The 15,809-nt window shown below is 44.9% G+C and carries 15 protein-coding genes and 1 pseudogene; 2 read left to right on the top strand and 14 right to left on the bottom strand.

The genetic code is table 11. The features are described 5' to 3' along the window. Positions 1 to 643 precede the first annotated feature (643 nt). The 10 genes from AAY47_RS04665 to AAY47_RS04615 are packed head-to-tail and all read right to left on the bottom strand — an operon-like array spanning position 644 to position 12,159. Positions 644 to 1,075: a tail fiber assembly protein gene (locus AAY47_RS04665; RefSeq protein ID WP_047767353.1), complete on the bottom strand. Its 432-nt coding sequence runs from the start codon at positions 1,073 to 1,075 to the stop codon at positions 644 to 646. Then, the gene (locus AAY47_RS22370) at positions 1,075 to 1,992 is read right to left on the bottom strand and encodes a hypothetical protein (protein ID WP_053014207.1); all 918 of its coding nucleotides are present in this window, start codon (positions 1,990 to 1,992) and stop codon (positions 1,075 to 1,077) included. Before AAY47_RS22370 ends, AAY47_RS04665 begins: the two co-directional genes overlap by 1 nt. Positions 1,993 to 2,009: 17 nt before the next feature. Then, positions 2,010 to 3,044 (bottom strand): DUF6453 family protein, encoded by a 1,035-nt coding sequence (locus AAY47_RS04650; RefSeq protein WP_047767352.1) that lies wholly within the window; start codon positions 3,042 to 3,044, stop codon positions 2,010 to 2,012. After that, a complete protein-coding gene (locus tag AAY47_RS04645; RefSeq protein ID WP_047767351.1) occupies positions 3,041 to 6,304 on the bottom strand; it encodes a host specificity protein J in 3,264 nt (1,087 codons plus the stop codon). Before AAY47_RS04645 ends, AAY47_RS04650 begins: the two co-directional genes overlap by 4 nt. Next, on the bottom strand, positions 6,304 to 6,888 hold the full coding sequence (locus tag AAY47_RS04640; protein WP_047767350.1) for a tail assembly protein: 585 nt from the start codon (positions 6,886 to 6,888) through the stop codon (positions 6,304 to 6,306). Before AAY47_RS04640 ends, AAY47_RS04645 begins: the two co-directional genes overlap by 1 nt. After that, entirely contained in the window at positions 6,831 to 7,544 is a 714-nt protein-coding gene (locus tag AAY47_RS04635) for a C40 family peptidase (RefSeq protein WP_047767583.1), read from the bottom strand. The genes AAY47_RS04640 and AAY47_RS04635 overlap by 58 nt, the downstream gene beginning before the upstream one ends. 4 nt (positions 7,545 to 7,548) lie before the next feature. Beyond that, a complete protein-coding gene (locus AAY47_RS04630) occupies positions 7,549 to 8,253 on the bottom strand; it encodes a phage minor tail protein L (RefSeq protein ID WP_047767345.1) in 705 nt (234 codons plus the stop codon). After that, a complete protein-coding gene (locus tag AAY47_RS04625) occupies positions 8,250 to 8,585 on the bottom strand; it encodes a phage tail protein (RefSeq protein ID WP_047767342.1) in 336 nt (111 codons plus the stop codon). The genes AAY47_RS04630 and AAY47_RS04625 overlap by 4 nt, the downstream gene beginning before the upstream one ends. 38 nt (positions 8,586 to 8,623) lie before the next feature. Further along, a complete protein-coding gene (locus AAY47_RS04620; RefSeq protein ID WP_047767340.1) occupies positions 8,624 to 8,863 on the bottom strand; it encodes a hypothetical protein in 240 nt (79 codons plus the stop codon). A gap of 11 nt (positions 8,864 to 8,874) precedes the next feature. Further along, positions 8,875 to 12,159 (bottom strand): tape measure protein, encoded by a 3,285-nt coding sequence (locus tag AAY47_RS04615; protein ID WP_047767339.1) that lies wholly within the window; start codon positions 12,157 to 12,159, stop codon positions 8,875 to 8,877. 89 nt (positions 12,160 to 12,248) lie between these two features. Between AAY47_RS04615 and AAY47_RS04610 the strand changes: the two genes are divergently transcribed. Together AAY47_RS04610 and AAY47_RS04605 are read left to right on the top strand one after the other, a co-directional pair. Beyond that, positions 12,249 to 12,551 (top strand): type II toxin-antitoxin system HigB family toxin, encoded by a 303-nt coding sequence (locus tag AAY47_RS04610; RefSeq protein WP_047767331.1) that lies wholly within the window; start codon positions 12,249 to 12,251, stop codon positions 12,549 to 12,551. Between the two features lie 2 nt (positions 12,552 to 12,553). Next, the gene (locus tag AAY47_RS04605; RefSeq protein ID WP_047767329.1) at positions 12,554 to 12,928 is read left to right on the top strand and encodes a helix-turn-helix domain-containing protein; all 375 of its coding nucleotides are present in this window, start codon (positions 12,554 to 12,556) and stop codon (positions 12,926 to 12,928) included. Positions 12,929 to 12,966: 38 nt separating this feature from the next. On the opposite strand, the gene AAY47_RS04600 is transcribed toward AAY47_RS04605, so the two are convergent. The 4 genes and pseudogenes from AAY47_RS04600 to AAY47_RS04585 form a co-directional block, all read right to left on the bottom strand. After that, the gene (locus AAY47_RS04600; RefSeq protein WP_047767327.1) at positions 12,967 to 13,506 is read right to left on the bottom strand and encodes a hypothetical protein; all 540 of its coding nucleotides are present in this window, start codon (positions 13,504 to 13,506) and stop codon (positions 12,967 to 12,969) included. Positions 13,507 to 13,545: 39 nt separating this feature from the next. Then, entirely contained in the window at positions 13,546 to 13,908 is a 363-nt protein-coding gene (locus AAY47_RS04595) for a hypothetical protein (RefSeq protein WP_047767325.1), read from the bottom strand. A 352-nt stretch (positions 13,909 to 14,260) separates the two neighbouring features. Next, positions 14,261 to 14,638, bottom strand: a pseudogene (locus AAY47_RS04590) (phage antirepressor N-terminal domain-containing protein); the annotation flags it as partial. Between the two features lie 273 nt (positions 14,639 to 14,911). After that, complete coding sequence (locus tag AAY47_RS04585) at positions 14,912 to 15,670, bottom strand: Bro-N domain-containing protein (protein WP_047767323.1); 759 nt, start codon at positions 15,668 to 15,670, stop codon at positions 14,912 to 14,914. Positions 15,671 to 15,809 lie beyond the last annotated feature (139 nt).

The following is a 15,809-nucleotide window of genomic DNA, read 5'->3' as shown; positions in this document are numbered from 1 at the left end:
GTTTCGACAATTTATTGATATAAACTCCCTTTCAGATACATTTCTTAATCAAATTTCTTTTCCCATCTATCTTGAACAATAACCGCCACTGCCACGGTCAGTCTGAGTTTGGGATAGCCATACGAACTGCTTCGCTCAAATCTTATTATGGTTTACCATCTATAACACGTCATTTAACGTCATCGAGAATGATCGTTTTTGGTGTGCAAACTAGCGACAAAATGAGATAAATGTGACACTAATGGAAATGTAATTCATTGATTAGTCGTAATTAAATTGGCGATAACGGAGAATACACAACCTTGAATACCAGTAAAGAAAACCAAAGTTTCTACTTTCATGATTATGAGAACTAAATGTTAATCTACTGTATTTAAACGTTATTTATTTAAAATTAATTTTTTATGTACTCAATTTTGTACTCAAATATTAATTTCGATTACATTTGATGTAATAGCTCTGGCTTAATTGGCGAGATAGCTAAGCAATTTCAACCCGCAACTTTCTGCGGGTTTATTTTACGCTTCACCTCCCCCCGCCCCACATTCCACACCGAATCTTCCGGCATCTGAACACGAACATCTAAGCGACAACCTTCGGGAATGTCGCAGGGTTCGGCATCGGGGGCACGTAGCCCCTTTAATCACTCCGGCTGTTTCGGCCATTGGATATCGGGGGCGGTAGAGCAATCCACCCGATAGAGGATTATCCGGTATTCCCTCCATGCGTCTAATAACCGTTTTTCATCGCCTGTTGCCATACCAAAATCAACGGCATCCTGATAAATATCAATTTTTTCCCTGACCAGACGCAGCAATTGCCGTTTTTCATACTCAGCCTGCTGCTGCAATTCCTCTGGTGTGGGAGGAGGTGGCGGTGGGGCATCCCCCCACGCGGGTAAACCATTAGGGCCAACTACACGTATTTTTCGCGGAGGTGGATTGGTAAACTGTTGAAAAACCTGTTCAGATATCGGGATAACATCTGATATATCCCAACCAGCCCGCTCGTAATACACTAAATCTAATTCGTAAAAAAATGCGTTATTTTTCGCACTCCATACTATGTTCTGCATTAGTATTTCCCCACTGCGATATACATGAATTTTAATTTAATGGAGCTAGTCAATTTTGACATAATGCCCGCCCGTAACACGAACCCCGCGCGGGATACGGCTTCACAGGTGCAGAAAATAGGGCCGTTCCCGACGCCTACTGCAAATACGCCCGTCACAGAATCGCACGAGTGCGGAAACGGCGTAGAAAATTTGACGGATTCTCTTGACGCACTACGCCCGTCAGCCGACGACGGAACGGTCGCCAGAAAATCTCCAAACACCATCATATAACCACTAGGTACACGAAATGAATTTGCTGTGCTGCTAAAAAACGACATATCAGGAATTTGGTTTGGCCCGTTACCAATGGTTCGATAGCCCAGTTCTGACAAACCGAGGTTTTTCACAAACGCCGGTTTGTTGGGGATATCTGCCCCGTTCTGGTTCTTATCCAGTTTTCCCTCCATCGCCACCTGCAACGCCCGTACCGACTGTTGAAACTCTGTTTTATCTGCTTTTCCTTCTAATGCCGCCTGTAACGCCCGTATCGATTGCAGTGATACCGTCTGTCCATTCGGCAATGTCACGTCAACCACGCCATTCTGCGACATCCATTTGTCCATGTTCTGGAGAAACTGGGTGATGTAGCTGGTGTTGGCCACAATATGTCGGACGCCATCCGAGACGGAATCGGGGAGGGTGGTCTGAATCTGGTATTTCGCGTTATTCAGGGTGACCGTGGCGTTATCCGCCAGTACCAGTTCGGTATCGGAGTTCACCGCCTGAATCAGGTGGATTAAGTTGTTGTTGCCAGACCGGATTAACATCATCTGCCCGGGTGCAACGCCGTTGATATTGGATTTAAATTTCGTGCCCGTACCGCGGACAATAGCCGAGCCGGACACAGTTGAGACTGTGCCTTGTGAATAGTACATAGTGTGTTCCTGGGAGGTTAGAAGTAATCGTCGAAGTTAATCGCGTAGATGTCGTAGTCGATGGGTTTGTAGCTAAAGTTATTCACCTGAACATAGTTAAATTCCATACGCCCAGCCTCACTAATAGAAATTGCATTCCCTGAGAATACAAAACCCGAATCTGCAAATCGCCATGAGTTCCCGCCGACATTTTTGACCAGTTTCGCCAGCTGGTTAACCTGTACCATTGGTTTTGCAATGGTCTTAGTTGTACCACGCCCATTTCTCACCGATATCATTTCACCCGTAAAAAAGGGGGCATAATAGGAGGAATAGGTTATTTGTCCTGATACGTTGTAAATTGCGACACCCCATTCAGGCTGTTGCAACGGAAATCCGCTGGAGAAAATGACGACATGCACCTCACAGGCAACATCATTATTTACAATGACTTTATCGTGCGTCATGCCTATCGCTGCCCCGGCAGTATCTGTCCGGGCAAATACCAGACACTGCGTCCTGTTGGGAATAGTATCCGGCACCCGCCACTGCCCGTTTTTCCCCAGCGTGAATTTCCCACGATAGACGCAATAGCCTAACCGATTCTGGTCTGCAATCGTCGATATCCCATTCATGCCCGCCAGTTGGATACCAAATGAACCTGTATTCTTAGGGTAGCCGCAAACCTGAATATAGAAGTGTCTGTCATCATCATCGGAATAAGGCATAAACGCGTCGATTAAGGCCCCCAGTACGGTTTGATGTCCGATAGGAATATCACTGTATTCAAAATGCAGGTATTCTCCCTCCATTCTGATATTCTCAATCCTGAGATCAATAATGGCAGAAATCATTCCCCGCTGCCCGACCATGACAGTTTTTGTCGGTATCAGGACGATGTTAAAATCCCGCGCCTCAGGTATATGGCGTGTCTGCCGCCATCCGTATTTACGGTAATCGTCGTATAACGCCACCGACACTGTTTGTATCAGGCTTAATGTCTGCGCCCGATCTGAATCCAGATGGTACGGTTTACCCCCGTCACCGGGATGTATCATCATGCCCCAGCTCATATTTTTCCTACCTTAACCCGCATTGTTCCGCTGCTATCCCAAACCGTTAGTCCGGTATGATCTAATGCTACCCGCGCCCCGCTTGCCGAGCTTCGCATTTCAAACGCCCCACTTTTTGGCAAATTCCAACCACCGGAAGGCCAGTTATCTGAGCGCATCCCATCAGCGATTTTTATCATTGTGATGGAGGCATCTTTAATTTTCGCCCCGTCAATGACCGCTGTACCAAGAAAGGCTTCCTTGATAAAAACCTGACCATTCTTAATCACGAACACCGGCTCCATTTTCCCATTGGACGGATTCACCACGGTAAACTGGTTCGCCCTGACGCCGAAATGCGTTTCGACCCTGCCATTCTTTACCTCAGCCCCAATGACCATTCCCGCGCCATAATATTGTCCCCTGTAGTTCACGCCTGCCCCGATATCCTTGATGGCATAGCCGTTGCCGTCGATATTGAAAACTGCCGTCGCTTTCTCGCTGATAATGGCGGATTGCTTACCCAGTTGAACCTGAGTGCGTCGTTCATTGTCAGCCACGACCTGATCTGTTTTCGCTATGGCTTTCTGGTTTTCCTGTACGCTGGCTTTAATCTCGTTTCTGACTTCCCCGGCGACAGTGTTTATCTCTGCTTTCACTTCGCTGAAAGATTGCGCCCATACCTCTTCTGTGCTCGCAAAGACACGGTCAAGACGTTTGATTTCAGCCTTATTTTCCCCATCTCTTGCCATCAATTCAAAGCTGTTCTGCCGAATCGCCGCACCGTTGATAAGGGCAGCCTCGGCCTGATAATCAATCTGGGATTGCAGCCGTTTTCCGGCTTCGGCAGAAAAGAACTGGTTACCTAATTCATCCAGAATTTCCTTTGCGTTGTCATTGGGTTCTCCAACTGCTTCAACGAAATGCGACTTACCAAACTCATTTACACTGCGAACATAAAACCAATATGGCGTTCCCGCTTTTAATTGGCCCTTTATCCAAAATTTCGCAATACCCAGAAAATCGGCCTGTGCCTCAATTTCGTTGATATTGATAATCTGTTTTTCTGAAAACCAGAATTCAAACTGAGTATCCAGTGTCTTTGGTGCGCTGATATGAGGGATAACTTTTAACTCAAAAAATCCTGGCTCAATGTTAACGGCGGAAGGAGCGGCAGGGGCACCAATTACCATCTGAACCTTAGATTCATCGCCTAACATTCCACTGTCATCACGGGCGCGAACGCCCACCATGTAGTTTCCTGCTCCCAACCCATTAAAGTAATACTCAAGCTCTTTCGTATTGCCGCTGGAAACCACTTTATTGTCACGATAAACCGTCACATCAAAGGTGATATTGCGGCTAACAGTGGTAGTCGCCCACATCGCCCGTGCCTGTACCTGTGAACTATCCAGAACATAAGCAATGCTCAGGCGTTCAATGTTGGGAATCCGGATCACGTTTTGCGTAGCTGGATTACCCTTAAAATCGGCTCCACTATCAACAATTGCCTCTTTTTGGGGTTCATGCTGAATGCAGGTAAAATTGTAATTACCCGCTTTGCTGTCCTCGGCAATACTCATGACTCTGAATAGGCGTGTGACGAGTGATCGCTTGGAAATGGAGAACACACCCCATTGACGCAATCCTTTAGGCTCATCTTTCAGTGTGACAACATCACTATTGACGGACTCAATATCAACCCGAACAAATTTACCCTCACTCCCCATGTAGGAAAAATAACCCGATTCCCCTTTTGAGAATTCTGCGGGGGCGTCAATGCGAACGGTTTTACCTGAAAATGAAAGTACGCGTCCACCAATACGCGCAGCAGCAAATGTGTTATCGGCAATCTCAACGATATCGCCCGGTATGCAGTTAATTCCCTCACGACCTGCGCTGAACGTCACAGAATCGGTTTCGAGCTTTTCGGTTTCGATGATCCATTTACCGACACGGTGAGCCTGTCCACGACTGGTGCAGCCAAAGGCAGTCACTTTTTTGACATTGATCCCCAAACGAGCTACCAGTTCATCATCCTGAATAATTTCCCGCTCGTCTTTCCAGCCATTATCGGGGTTAGTCCATGTGACCTCAATCATGGTGTGTCTGGCTTTCTTTGCGGCAGAACTGTAGTTAAATTTCCCCTCAATCACGTTGGCATTAGTAAATGTCCATACTGGATCAGATGGCCTATCCTGAAACGCAGTCAGTTTCAAACCGTCCCATACCTGCATACCACGGAATACGGACGCCAAATCATCCAGTACATCCCGCGCTTTGCGTTGAGTGGCTATGTAGGCATTGCAAGTAAAGCGGGGTTCAGTCCCCCCAAATCCATCAGGAACGGGCTTATCACAATATTGCGCGATGGCATATAGAGCGAATTTATCACAACCAAATGACCCCATTAATTTTCCAATGCCATAGCGGGTATTGGTCACTAAATCGTAGAAAATCCATGCCGGATTATTACTGTAGGCGGGTTTAAATCGTCCTGTCCAGACGCCTTTATACTCACGGGTTTCTGGATTGTAGTTATCAGGAACCTGAATAATCATCCCTTTGATGTGATAGGTGCGTTTGGGTGTGTCGGCAAACTGTGATCGGTCAATACGCATACCGACCACAGCGCTATTGGGGTAACTCATCAAAGTATCGGTAATTTCGGTATAACTGGCCCAGACTGTACCGTTGCGGAGCTGGTCGTTCTTGCTGTCATCTGTTAAGCGGCTCACTCTGATTTGGAATGGCTTTTTCTTGGGTGCATCAATGGTATGAGATTCTAAATACTGTCCACTGATTTTCCCTGGCCCTATCTGAACGGTCTTAACATGCTGCCAACCAGAACCATCATTCACATCAATAGCCATTTGCACCGAACTATTGCTTTGATTGCCTTTACTATCTGTTTGAATGAGCTGACTAACACCCAGTGTAAACCTGACTCTATCTACATCACGGTTGGATACAGACCTGAGAATAGGCGTGTCTTTTTTCACTTCAACACTGACAGGAATTTCACTCTCAACGAATGGATAATCACTGAGTGGCTCTTGGGATTGAGTGCCAGCACGCCATTGCACAGTAACGCCGTTAATATTAGGATTGCCATTTTTATCAACAATAGGAGTTCCATTAATCCTGAATCCATGCAGCCCGCCTACTGGCCCTTCTATTTGTCCTTCGCCGACCAGATCAACAATTCTCAAAAACTGTTTGTTTTTTAGGTTATCATCAACCAATGTTGGCGTACTGCCACCACCTCCGCCCTTACCCATTATTCCGTCTCCAAACCTTGCGAAATCACATTTGAACCCACCACCAGCTCACCATATGCAATCGGAACCGGATACCCCTGACCAATGCGGTTTTCCAGTGAATTGAAATACTTATTGCCTTCCGTTTTGCTGGAACCCATCTCCGGGCCATTAGGCATTTTGGTGAGCATAGAAGCCAAGCCAGCCCCGATTAATGCAACCCCTGCAATGGCTAGCCCAGTTGCTACTGTGCCAGACATTCCCGCCCATGCCCCAATGGATGCGCCGCCCGTGTAGAATGCAGCAGCAACGGCAACAACGCCCAAAATCACCATGCCAACGCCATTCCCACCAGCACCACCAACGACCGGAACAATAGTAACGGTATCACCATCATTGAGCGGGTGATTCATGCCTCCGGGAATGCTCTTTTCTGTCATGTCCCGCCCGGCAATACGAATGCGTATATGCCCGCCAGAAAGCGCTTGCTGGAATCCGGTTAACTGGTAACACAAGCATCTGACCGCTTCTGCTGCATCACGCACTTCTAATTCGTAGCGACGGCCAAATCTTCTAAGATGGCCTCCCAGCTGTAACTTGACCATTGTCTATGTCTCCATATTGAATGCGTGTATCTGAGCCAGTAACCGTCGTAGATATCACGTTTACTGATACGGTCTGGTCTATGGTGTAGTATTTGCTGATTGTCGATATAGATAGCCCCGTGACAGGGTGTCTGGCTACCTAAGCAAATAAGAATGATGTCGCCGGGCTGAATCTCATCAACCTGCTCAAACCCCTGACCAGCGCTGTTATCGATATAAAGATTCTGCCCTTTGTTCCACCACTCATCCTCACGCTCGGCATCTATTAATTCAATACCGGCAAGATGATAAGCATCCCGGATGAGCGAATAGCAATCCTGTACACCGTGAATAAATTCCCGACCTAATAACCGTGGAACAGGGCGGAATTTATGCACCCGATCACCACAGGTTAACCACCATGGCAAGCTCGTTCTGATTTGTTGTTCCCTGTCTCCGGTACTCAGGCGAGGTCGCCCATTTGGGTGACTGTGAACAATCGCCTCAATATCGGCAAAACATTCTGCCGTTATCCAGTCATCAGGATTAATTTCAAAGTAGTTCTCAGGATCTACCGCAATATTTCGGCATGGGAAATAGCGCCCACCTGAAATCAGGCCGCACGATTCCCTCACCCCTTCCGCTTTCGCGTGAGCGATAATGTCTTGTTCAAGCATGGTATTAACCTAGTTTATTGGCACCCAAAAAGCCGCCAAATGGCATGGGCTGAGGACGCGGAAAGCGTTTAACACACCCGCTATATTTCTTCGAGCACCGATCTTTGAGTGGATTGGTGATTGGCTGGTCTTTCTCATCTGCCACAGGAGGGCCGTCATAGCCACAATCAGCAGAACGATACTGCCAGCTACAAATATCCGCCTGAATGACTCTCGCAGGAATTAGCGCACCGTCAGTTTCACTGGGCAGAGCAAGTACATAGGTCACAAAGTCCGCATTAGAATCTTGTTTCTGTTCTATCAGGTACTTGCTCACGGCTTCTCGTGTTGGATCGGCCTGTGGATTACCATTCGGGAAATTCACTGCATCCAGATAAATCTCAGGCACTTGATGGCGCGTCACTACTGCACCTAGCGCATCATTGAAATCCTGATTGATTGCCGTAATGAACCCGTTAATATTGGCAAAAACCATTTTAGGGCGAGAACTTGGCCCCTTGCCACTCATCTCAAACCCTGTCACTTCAACCGGATACGCCTCATAGCGCATACCCTGCCAGATAACCGGCTGTAACTTTCCGTTCATTCCATCATGAAAACGGTAGATGTCGCCACCAAAGACTGTTAAATCTATCTCATACAGATTGAGAATGGCATTCTGAGCCAGTTCGGTAACCTCAATCCGCATCTCTTTTGGGATATCCCTCACGCGACCACCTCTTCAAAGACACAACTAATAGACCACATTAACCGCTGTCGATTCACTGTCCATGAACGGCACACAAAAGTACGTAACTGGTGATCATCACTGGTTAGCCATGCGAATGATTCGACGGCACCTCTGGCTCGCAGAAACTCATCAATGGCTCGCCCCGTTTTCAGCTTCTCAACGAAGCTGAGTTGGTACTTTTTGAGCTGATTGTTAATGCCGTCTTTGATGCGCTGCTCGTAGCCATCGCCAAATCGAATCACTTTGACCCGTGGTTCATGACTGACCTCATAGTTACCCTGTGGCCGCCATTTAAATTCTGGTTTTGTCATATTTACTCCATTAAAAAACCCTCCGAAGAGGGTTATTTTTAAATTTGACTTAATACTGTCTTGAGTTTTTCTTTTGCCATTTCTATGGCCTTATTTTCCATCTCTTCAAGAGTTAACTCTTTGCTATATGGTAATTCAACCCATGTTTCAAGTTGACATCTTTCGCTTTGATCTGTGTAAACATCAACCGTCATTCCAATTGTTTTCTCGCCAAAAACAGGCCCTTTTTCTATATCGTATTCTGAATGGTAGGTAACTCGCGTAATCAAAAATCTCATTATTTTTCCTTTTAATATCCGACTTTCTCAAAAAGACCATTATCTCTCATTTGGTTCACGACAAACTCGTTCATTTTAGCATCAATGATATTTGAAAGCATTCTTGCATCTTGCTCCGTAACCCCGCCTTGTGTAGTAATTGTGATCTGATTTGTTTGCTGGAGAACAATGGTCTTCCCATTGCCACTCCCCATATCCCGATTACTGATCACCTTGCCTCTATCGCCCGGTATCATGTACTGGTGACCATTATTAGCCTTGAATATCTCCGGCTTATTATTCTCACCAATACGGTAAGCACCGTTCGGACTGACTGGGCCACCGTTTTTACGAGCACCGAGCAACGCAATCATCGCAGGTACAGCAGTTGCCATTGCCATCATACCGACTGTAGCCGCTGTTCCCATTGTTGCTACGCTGGTAGCCGCAGCAGCAGGAGCCATTGCCGTAGTAATCGTCGCGCCTGTGGCAACTGCCGATGCCGCCGCCGCAGTATTCACGGCCTTACCGATAATCATGTTCTTTATTTGCTGCATACCCATCTGAACCAGTGCAGATACCGCCTCATTCGTGATAGTAAGCGCCAGATTTCTCATAGCTTCATTGGCGGTCTGAGTGCCAGTTAGCAGCCCTGTGATAGCATTGGCTGAACGCTGGCCCAATGCTTCAACGGCATCGCCCAGAAATTGATACATCTCATTCTGGCCTTTCCATTGCTCCCATTGAGCGGTAGTCATATCATCATTGAATTTACGGGTCAGTTCAGATTTGAGTTGCAAGATTCGTTCATGCTCGCCAATATCATGGGCATTATAAGCATCCAGCATAGCCATTTTCTGAGCGTATTCATTCTGGAGTTGCTGGATAGGGTCTACTTTACCCAACATTTCTTCATTAAAGCCCACCGATGAATCAACTTTCTTGTTAATTTCATCTTCCGTTTGCTTATTCTTATAACGCTCTCTTATCTCTTGCTCGCGCTTATTGAACTCTTCTATTTCAATCAAGCCCTGAACCTTGACGTGCCTCAAATGCTCAAGCTCTTCATCCATTGCCTTTTTGGATTTCGCTAAAGAATCTTGTTCCAGCGCCCACTTTCTGGCTTCGTAATTCTTTTCCAGATCGTATCTTTCTGCTGCATTTCTTCTGGCTTTTTCAATCTGTTCCTCGCCAGAACCTTCCGGCATGGCTTTAGCAGCATCGTACATAGCCATTTCACGGCTAGCTTCCTCGTAGCCTGTTTTGAGACGGTCTATTTCGTCACGCTGACGTTTGAGTGCTGCGGTAATATCATCTGATCGCCGTTTGGCTTCATCGGCGGCTTTTTTAGCTGCATTTTCCGCTTCTCTGGCGGCATCTTCTCGTTGTTTTTCAGCCTCTTTGAGCTGTATATTTTCTTTGACTGAGGCCTTTAAATCTTCTTTTTGCCCTGAGCTTGCCCCTAGTTCGTTAGCTTTGAACTCTGCGGCTTTTAAGTCTCGTTCTAACCCCTTTTTGGTTCTGAGTAATTCATTTTCTTGCTTGAGCTTGGTGATAAAATCTGCCGCTTTTTCAGACGCCTGATCAGACTCTTTATTCTTATCCTTAATGGCATCAGTGTTCTCATTAGTCAGCGCGGTGTTCTCAGCAATGGCTTTACTGGTTAGATCAATGGCTTTTTCATAATTACTCTCGACCGTTTGCATATCCTCAAGCTCACCTTTAGCTAGAGCCAAATCTTCTCTGAGCTTCTTCATTTCCTTTTCAGATTTTGTTGAGTATATAAAACGGCCATTTTTATTAACATCATATTGAATGCCACTTACTTTTACTTTTTGTTTTTTTACCTGTTCACGTTGTTCGTCTAGTTTTCTTTCTAATTCGACTTTATTCGATTCAAGTTTGGCCTTACTCAACTCCTTTAAGTTACCGGTCAGACTCTCGACCGTATTAGATAGATCTTTGGCCTCGTTCTTCGCTTCTTCTGCTCGCTGGTGGAAATAATAAAGCGCTGCTGCTGCCAGCATAACCACACCAAGTGGCCCACCTAAAAATGACATGGCTGCTTTGAGTCCATTCACTGCAATAGTTGCGCCTCTTGAGGCTGCTGCGAATCCTGTTTGAGCGGCAGTGACTGCATTTTGTGCGGTTCCATATGCGACTGTTGCTGTCGTTGCTGTGGTGCGAGCGGCGGTTAATCTGGCAAGTGCTGCTGTAGCTGCATCAGTTCCCTTCGCTGCTGCATATTCAGCCTCAGCGACACGCAGGGCTGATAATGCAGCTTCCTTATCCAGCGCTGCTTTTCTCAACGTCATTTCGGCGGCATAGAGTACACTTTGCGCTTCTGCTTTATTAGCTTGCGCTAATGCTATAGCAGCCCTAGCATTTGTTATCTTTTGGCTCGCCGCTAATGTCATCGCACTAACCATCCTCGACCCCATCACAACGGCTAAAGCAGTCGCAGCACCCGCAACAAGATCCATGTTTTCACTAACAGTAACCAGAGTGCTATTAAATGCTTTAAGCGCTGTTTGAACTGTGGTTGATTGACCAAAGAACCGAGTCATATTGTTAGCTGCCATTTCCATTGACTGGCTCATAGTCGCTGAGGTTTTATCGAATTCTTTAGCGATAGTTCCAGCCTGAGCTAGAAAAGCCTGAGCTACGACCGTGGACGTCAGTTTCCCCTCCGCCGCCATCTTCCTTAGCTGACCAATATTCACGCCAAGGTGATCGCTTAATGCTGCAATTAAGCGACTTCCGTTCTCAGACATGGAGTTAAATTCTTCACCACGCAGAACGCCAGAGGCCATAGCTTGCGAGAACTGAATCATGACGCTCGATGATTCCGCCGCAGTTGCACCTGAAACGACCAGACCTTTTGCTACAGTTTCGGTTAGTTTTGCGACATCATCAGCCGATGTACCATAAGCACGGGTAGCTCTTTCAAGGCGACCATACAACGCGGCGGTAGAATCCAGACTGGCACGGGAGTTTTGAGCAATAGTGAATACGCGCTCAGATACTTCTGCCAGTGATTCATTTGCTTTCGTGGCGTTGACCAGCTTGTTATTTACCGTAACCCACGCATCAGCATAGCCAGCTATTTTCTCAACAGATAACGCTGCTGTTACCGCAGTGGCAGCTCTTGATAGACTCAATATCGCCTTTTCTGCTCCATTAACCGCCTGTCCTGTTTGGTTAAAACGTTGCTCCACCTGTCCCAAGCGCGAATCTAATTGCCGTTGCGCTGTCAGCAATTGCGCTACATCCATTGATACCTGATAAACAATGTTGCCTACTTGATGTTCTGCCATTTTCTAGCCCCTGAAAAAATCGCTAAAGCGACTCATTTTTGAACAATAAATTCTTGCCATAGTCCCGAAATGGGACTAGAGTAAAAGTTATGAAAATAATATCCGTTGCATCACTGAAAGCGTTCTGGGAAAAGTACCCGGATGCAGAGCAGCCACTAAGAGCTTGGTTTGATGAGGCTAAAAAAGCCTCTTGGAAAACACCTGCTGACATTAAGGCTCAATACCGCAACGCAAGCATTCTGAAAAATAATCGAGTGGTATTTAACATTAAGGGAAATGATTATCGATTAATCGTCTCCATCTTTTACCCCGCTGGATGGGTATACGTTAAATTTATCGGTACTCACAAACAGTACGATGCCATAGATGCTAATACCGTAGATATGGAGTAAAAATGAATATTAAACCTATCAGAACAGAACAGGATTATCAGGACGCACTGAAAGCCATTGCGCCACTATTCGATAACCAACCCGAAACTGGCACACCTGAGTTTGATTATATGGAAGTTATGGTATTACTGATTGAAGCCTATGAAGAAAAACATTACCCCATTGACCCGCCAGATCCGATTGAAGCTATTAAATTCAGAATGGAACAATCTGGCCTGACTGTAAAAGATTTAGAGCCAGCCATTGGTAAGTCTAATCGTGTCTATGAGGTTCTGAGCAGAAAACGTAATCTAACGCTGCCCATGATCCGCAATTTACATGGCATGTTCGGAATACCTGCCGATATCCTGATAAAACAAACAAATAAAGCCCCATAAGGGGCTTCAATTACCAAACTGGCAGTTTGATGATCTTATTATCTTGCTATAAAACGTTTTCCCATTTTACTTAAAAGCAAAGAAAATAGAGTTGCCAACGAGCCAATGATAGTTATTGATACTCCACCCGTCATATAGAGTTGTCTATCTGCAATCAATCCAGCATTAATCACCTCATCATAACGACTAATGGTTACACTCATGGTAATAGCATAAAAACAAATACAAATGCCAATGAGTGCTAATATAACGCCTATCCCTTTCAGCATAGAGACATCATTAACATTCAACTCGCATTCTTTGGCTTTCATTTCTTCTGCCAACACATTACGCATAGCCATCTTTGCATCGTCAGGTTCATTGAGAATAAAAGCATCAAAGGCGTCATAATAATCTTGATGAGTTAGCATTACCGCATTAAGGTCACCATTATATTGATATTGTCCAGTGGCTTTATTTATCTCTGACATTAACTCTCTTATTGTACGCCTATTGGCCTGATAGCATTCGCTATCATCATTCTTCGTGAAAATTTTGTAGTAATCTCTTGGTTCACCCGGTATTAATACTTCCGACATAATCATCTCCAAAATTAAATTTTTCTCACACTAAAATCATTAAAGACATTGTTCTACAATTTCTTTTCTATTTGATTCAAGAGGAATGGCACCAAGTACTGTTTTGTAGAATTTCACATTCGATCCATTCCCAGAGCTTTTTACATCTGCAAACATGACATCATTGACAGTAAATATAGTAATTTTGTCACCGAAAGATTCAGTATGAGTTGTATTATCCCTTTCCAGCAAAACTCTTGTATTAGTCCATCCGTTATATATACATCCTGCAAGCTCTTTTGCAGTCTTATTACTATTTCCTTCAAACCGTGGAGTTTCGCTTCTGGCTTCATTGGGGGTTGCCAAGCATCCAGACAACATCAACGTTGATAGGGCCACTCCAACTATTAATATTTTCCTCATCACAATCCCTCATCGTTAAATTTTGCTCATGATACCAACCAATTAGCGCAAAACAACGAAAAATGCCACGGTTAAGTGGCATTTATGTGATGGTTATTTGATTAAGGTCGTCCTTGGGTTAGTGTTAGTTCAACAACACCTTAGAGTTCCGCTCAATTGCAGTCTTGAGAGAAAATAAAGAGCCGTCTATATTAGAAAGTGCAGTATTAAACACCTTGGCTATATCAGGAGTTAGGACAGATAAATGCGGGTCAAGTCTGTCCCAAACATCTATCAACGTACCCAGTTCCCTATATGCAGCGTTAACATTATCAACCTCAGTTGACAAATTAATATGGTTGCATGTGGCTCTCTTCGCCTTAACCTCACCAGTAGTCCAGTACTCGTAGAGAACGTCATCGCACTCTTCCTGATACCGGATAACTTTATCCCTGATCGATGCTTTAACTTTATTCGGGCTGATAGTCGCTAACCAGCCAGCGAGTTTGCGGAGAGCGAGGCAAGTCATATCTTGATTACCTGTTTTGGTAGGTATTTCGATTTCCGAAACACCTTTACTAAAGCGTTGTTTTAACTTAACAAATTGAGCACCCCAAGCTAAACCCATACCTTCAACAATAGGTTTCATTGGTACATACGGCTCACCATTATAATTAACAACATAGAGATCTGAGCCATAAAATGGAACGTTAATAGTTTTACTAACTTCTTTAGTTGCTATAATAGACATGTCTATTTTCCTTGAGATGGTATTAGACGATTTAGAGGCCCCTGACTATTAGCAGTAGTTAGGGGCTTCGCCGTTTCAGAGCGGTACTATTTATTACGTAATTGTAACTTTTTGTAAAGGTGATATATTTCGAATTGCGAGACACCTCGTATTTTCAACCATTTACACACGAAATACGTGTAAATTTGTATTGTTAACCCTAGCAATCACTGTTAAATTGGTTAATCCTGTTGAATAGATCAGTATTTGATCGCCATCCTTGGCGCTCAATCCTTACGCTGCTTCAACGCCGTGAATTAAATGTCTAAGTGCCTTAATGCCGTTCTCGTTATAACGGAATGCTTCCACTTGCTTACTTGAGTGAGCTGACTTGTCCAGAAAGAATTTACCGTGTTGTTCATTTTTGAGGTTGTGCTCATTGGCAACACGCCCGATTTTGTTTGCCGATACATCCAGCATCTTTCCTACTTCACCTGCTGTGTAGTATTTTTCTTCCAACACAGGAAGAGGAACAGCTTCAAAGCCGACTATGGGGTTAACGATATTAGCGGCTGCACATTGTTTTGCTTCATCGCTCAGATTTGGCATCAAGTCAAACAGGTTGGAGATCGCATCAACCGACATCTTTAACGTTCTGGCACGACGGTATTCTGGTAAACCTGACTGGCTCTGCTTGATTGAATAGCTACCCGTTTCCATAATGGACGGAAGTACAGATTCAAATACCCAATCCTGAAAACGTTCAGCAGAAGGTAAATTACTGCGCATGACCAATCTGAACATATCTGATTGTCCAGCAAGGATAATTCCACGAGGATTTTCACCCAACCCTAATTCTCGCGATTCGCTATAATTAAGTTTAATCAATGGCTTACAATGCTTACTTAAGGCATCCGATGGGTTTGCATAGCCTAACGCCTCAGCCAACTTCACAGCAAAAAACACTGGCTTGCCTTTATATTTCAGGCCAGAAATGGTTACTAATTGGTCGTTACTTGACTTAAACTCGAAATGTTTGATAATGGAATTCATATATCTCTCCAGTGATATACCTATGGATGCCAGCAACTTCAATTTGCTGGTTTTCTGTTTTTAGAACACCTGCAAGTGTTCTGGAAAATTAATTTGTCATTCGTTACAATGGCTAAGTTGTTTATCTCACGGTAAATAG

It is taken from the genome of Xenorhabdus griffiniae, assembly GCF_001028135.1.
Lineage (GTDB): Bacteria > Pseudomonadota > Gammaproteobacteria > Enterobacterales > Enterobacteriaceae > Xenorhabdus > Xenorhabdus bakwenae.
This window is presented reverse-complemented; position numbering and strand designations above follow the sequence as displayed.

Coding starts and splice junctions, on each gene's coding strand:
- AAY47_RS04665 (WP_047767353.1), bottom strand. CDS start 1,075: ATGCAGAACATAGTATGGAGTGCGAAAAATAACGCATTTTTTTACGAA.
- AAY47_RS22370 (WP_053014207.1), bottom strand. CDS start 1,992: ATGTACTATTCACAAGGCACAGTCTCAACTGTGTCCGGCTCGGCTATT.
- AAY47_RS04650 (WP_047767352.1), bottom strand. CDS start 3,044: ATGAGCTGGGGCATGATGATACATCCCGGTGACGGGGGTAAACCGTAC.
- AAY47_RS04645 (WP_047767351.1), bottom strand. CDS start 6,304: ATGGGTAAGGGCGGAGGTGGTGGCAGTACGCCAACATTGGTTGATGAT.
- AAY47_RS04640 (WP_047767350.1), bottom strand. CDS start 6,888: ATGGTCAAGTTACAGCTGGGAGGCCATCTTAGAAGATTTGGCCGTCGC.
- AAY47_RS04635 (WP_047767583.1), bottom strand. CDS start 7,544: ATGCTTGAACAAGACATTATCGCTCACGCGAAAGCGGAAGGGGTGAGG.
- AAY47_RS04625 (WP_047767342.1), bottom strand. CDS start 8,585: ATGACAAAACCAGAATTTAAATGGCGGCCACAGGGTAACTATGAGGTC.
- AAY47_RS04620 (WP_047767340.1), bottom strand. CDS start 8,863: ATGAGATTTTTGATTACGCGAGTTACCTACCATTCAGAATACGATATA.
- AAY47_RS04615 (WP_047767339.1), bottom strand. CDS start 12,159: ATGGCAGAACATCAAGTAGGCAACATTGTTTATCAGGTATCAATGGAT.
- AAY47_RS04610 (WP_047767331.1), top strand. CDS start 12,249: ATGAAAATAATATCCGTTGCATCACTGAAAGCGTTCTGGGAAAAGTAC.
- AAY47_RS04605 (WP_047767329.1), top strand. CDS start 12,554: ATGAATATTAAACCTATCAGAACAGAACAGGATTATCAGGACGCACTG.
- AAY47_RS04600 (WP_047767327.1), bottom strand. CDS start 13,506: ATGTCGGAAGTATTAATACCGGGTGAACCAAGAGATTACTACAAAATT.
- AAY47_RS04595 (WP_047767325.1), bottom strand. CDS start 13,908: ATGAGGAAAATATTAATAGTTGGAGTGGCCCTATCAACGTTGATGTTG.
- AAY47_RS04585 (WP_047767323.1), bottom strand. CDS start 15,670: ATGAATTCCATTATCAAACATTTCGAGTTTAAGTCAAGTAACGACCAA.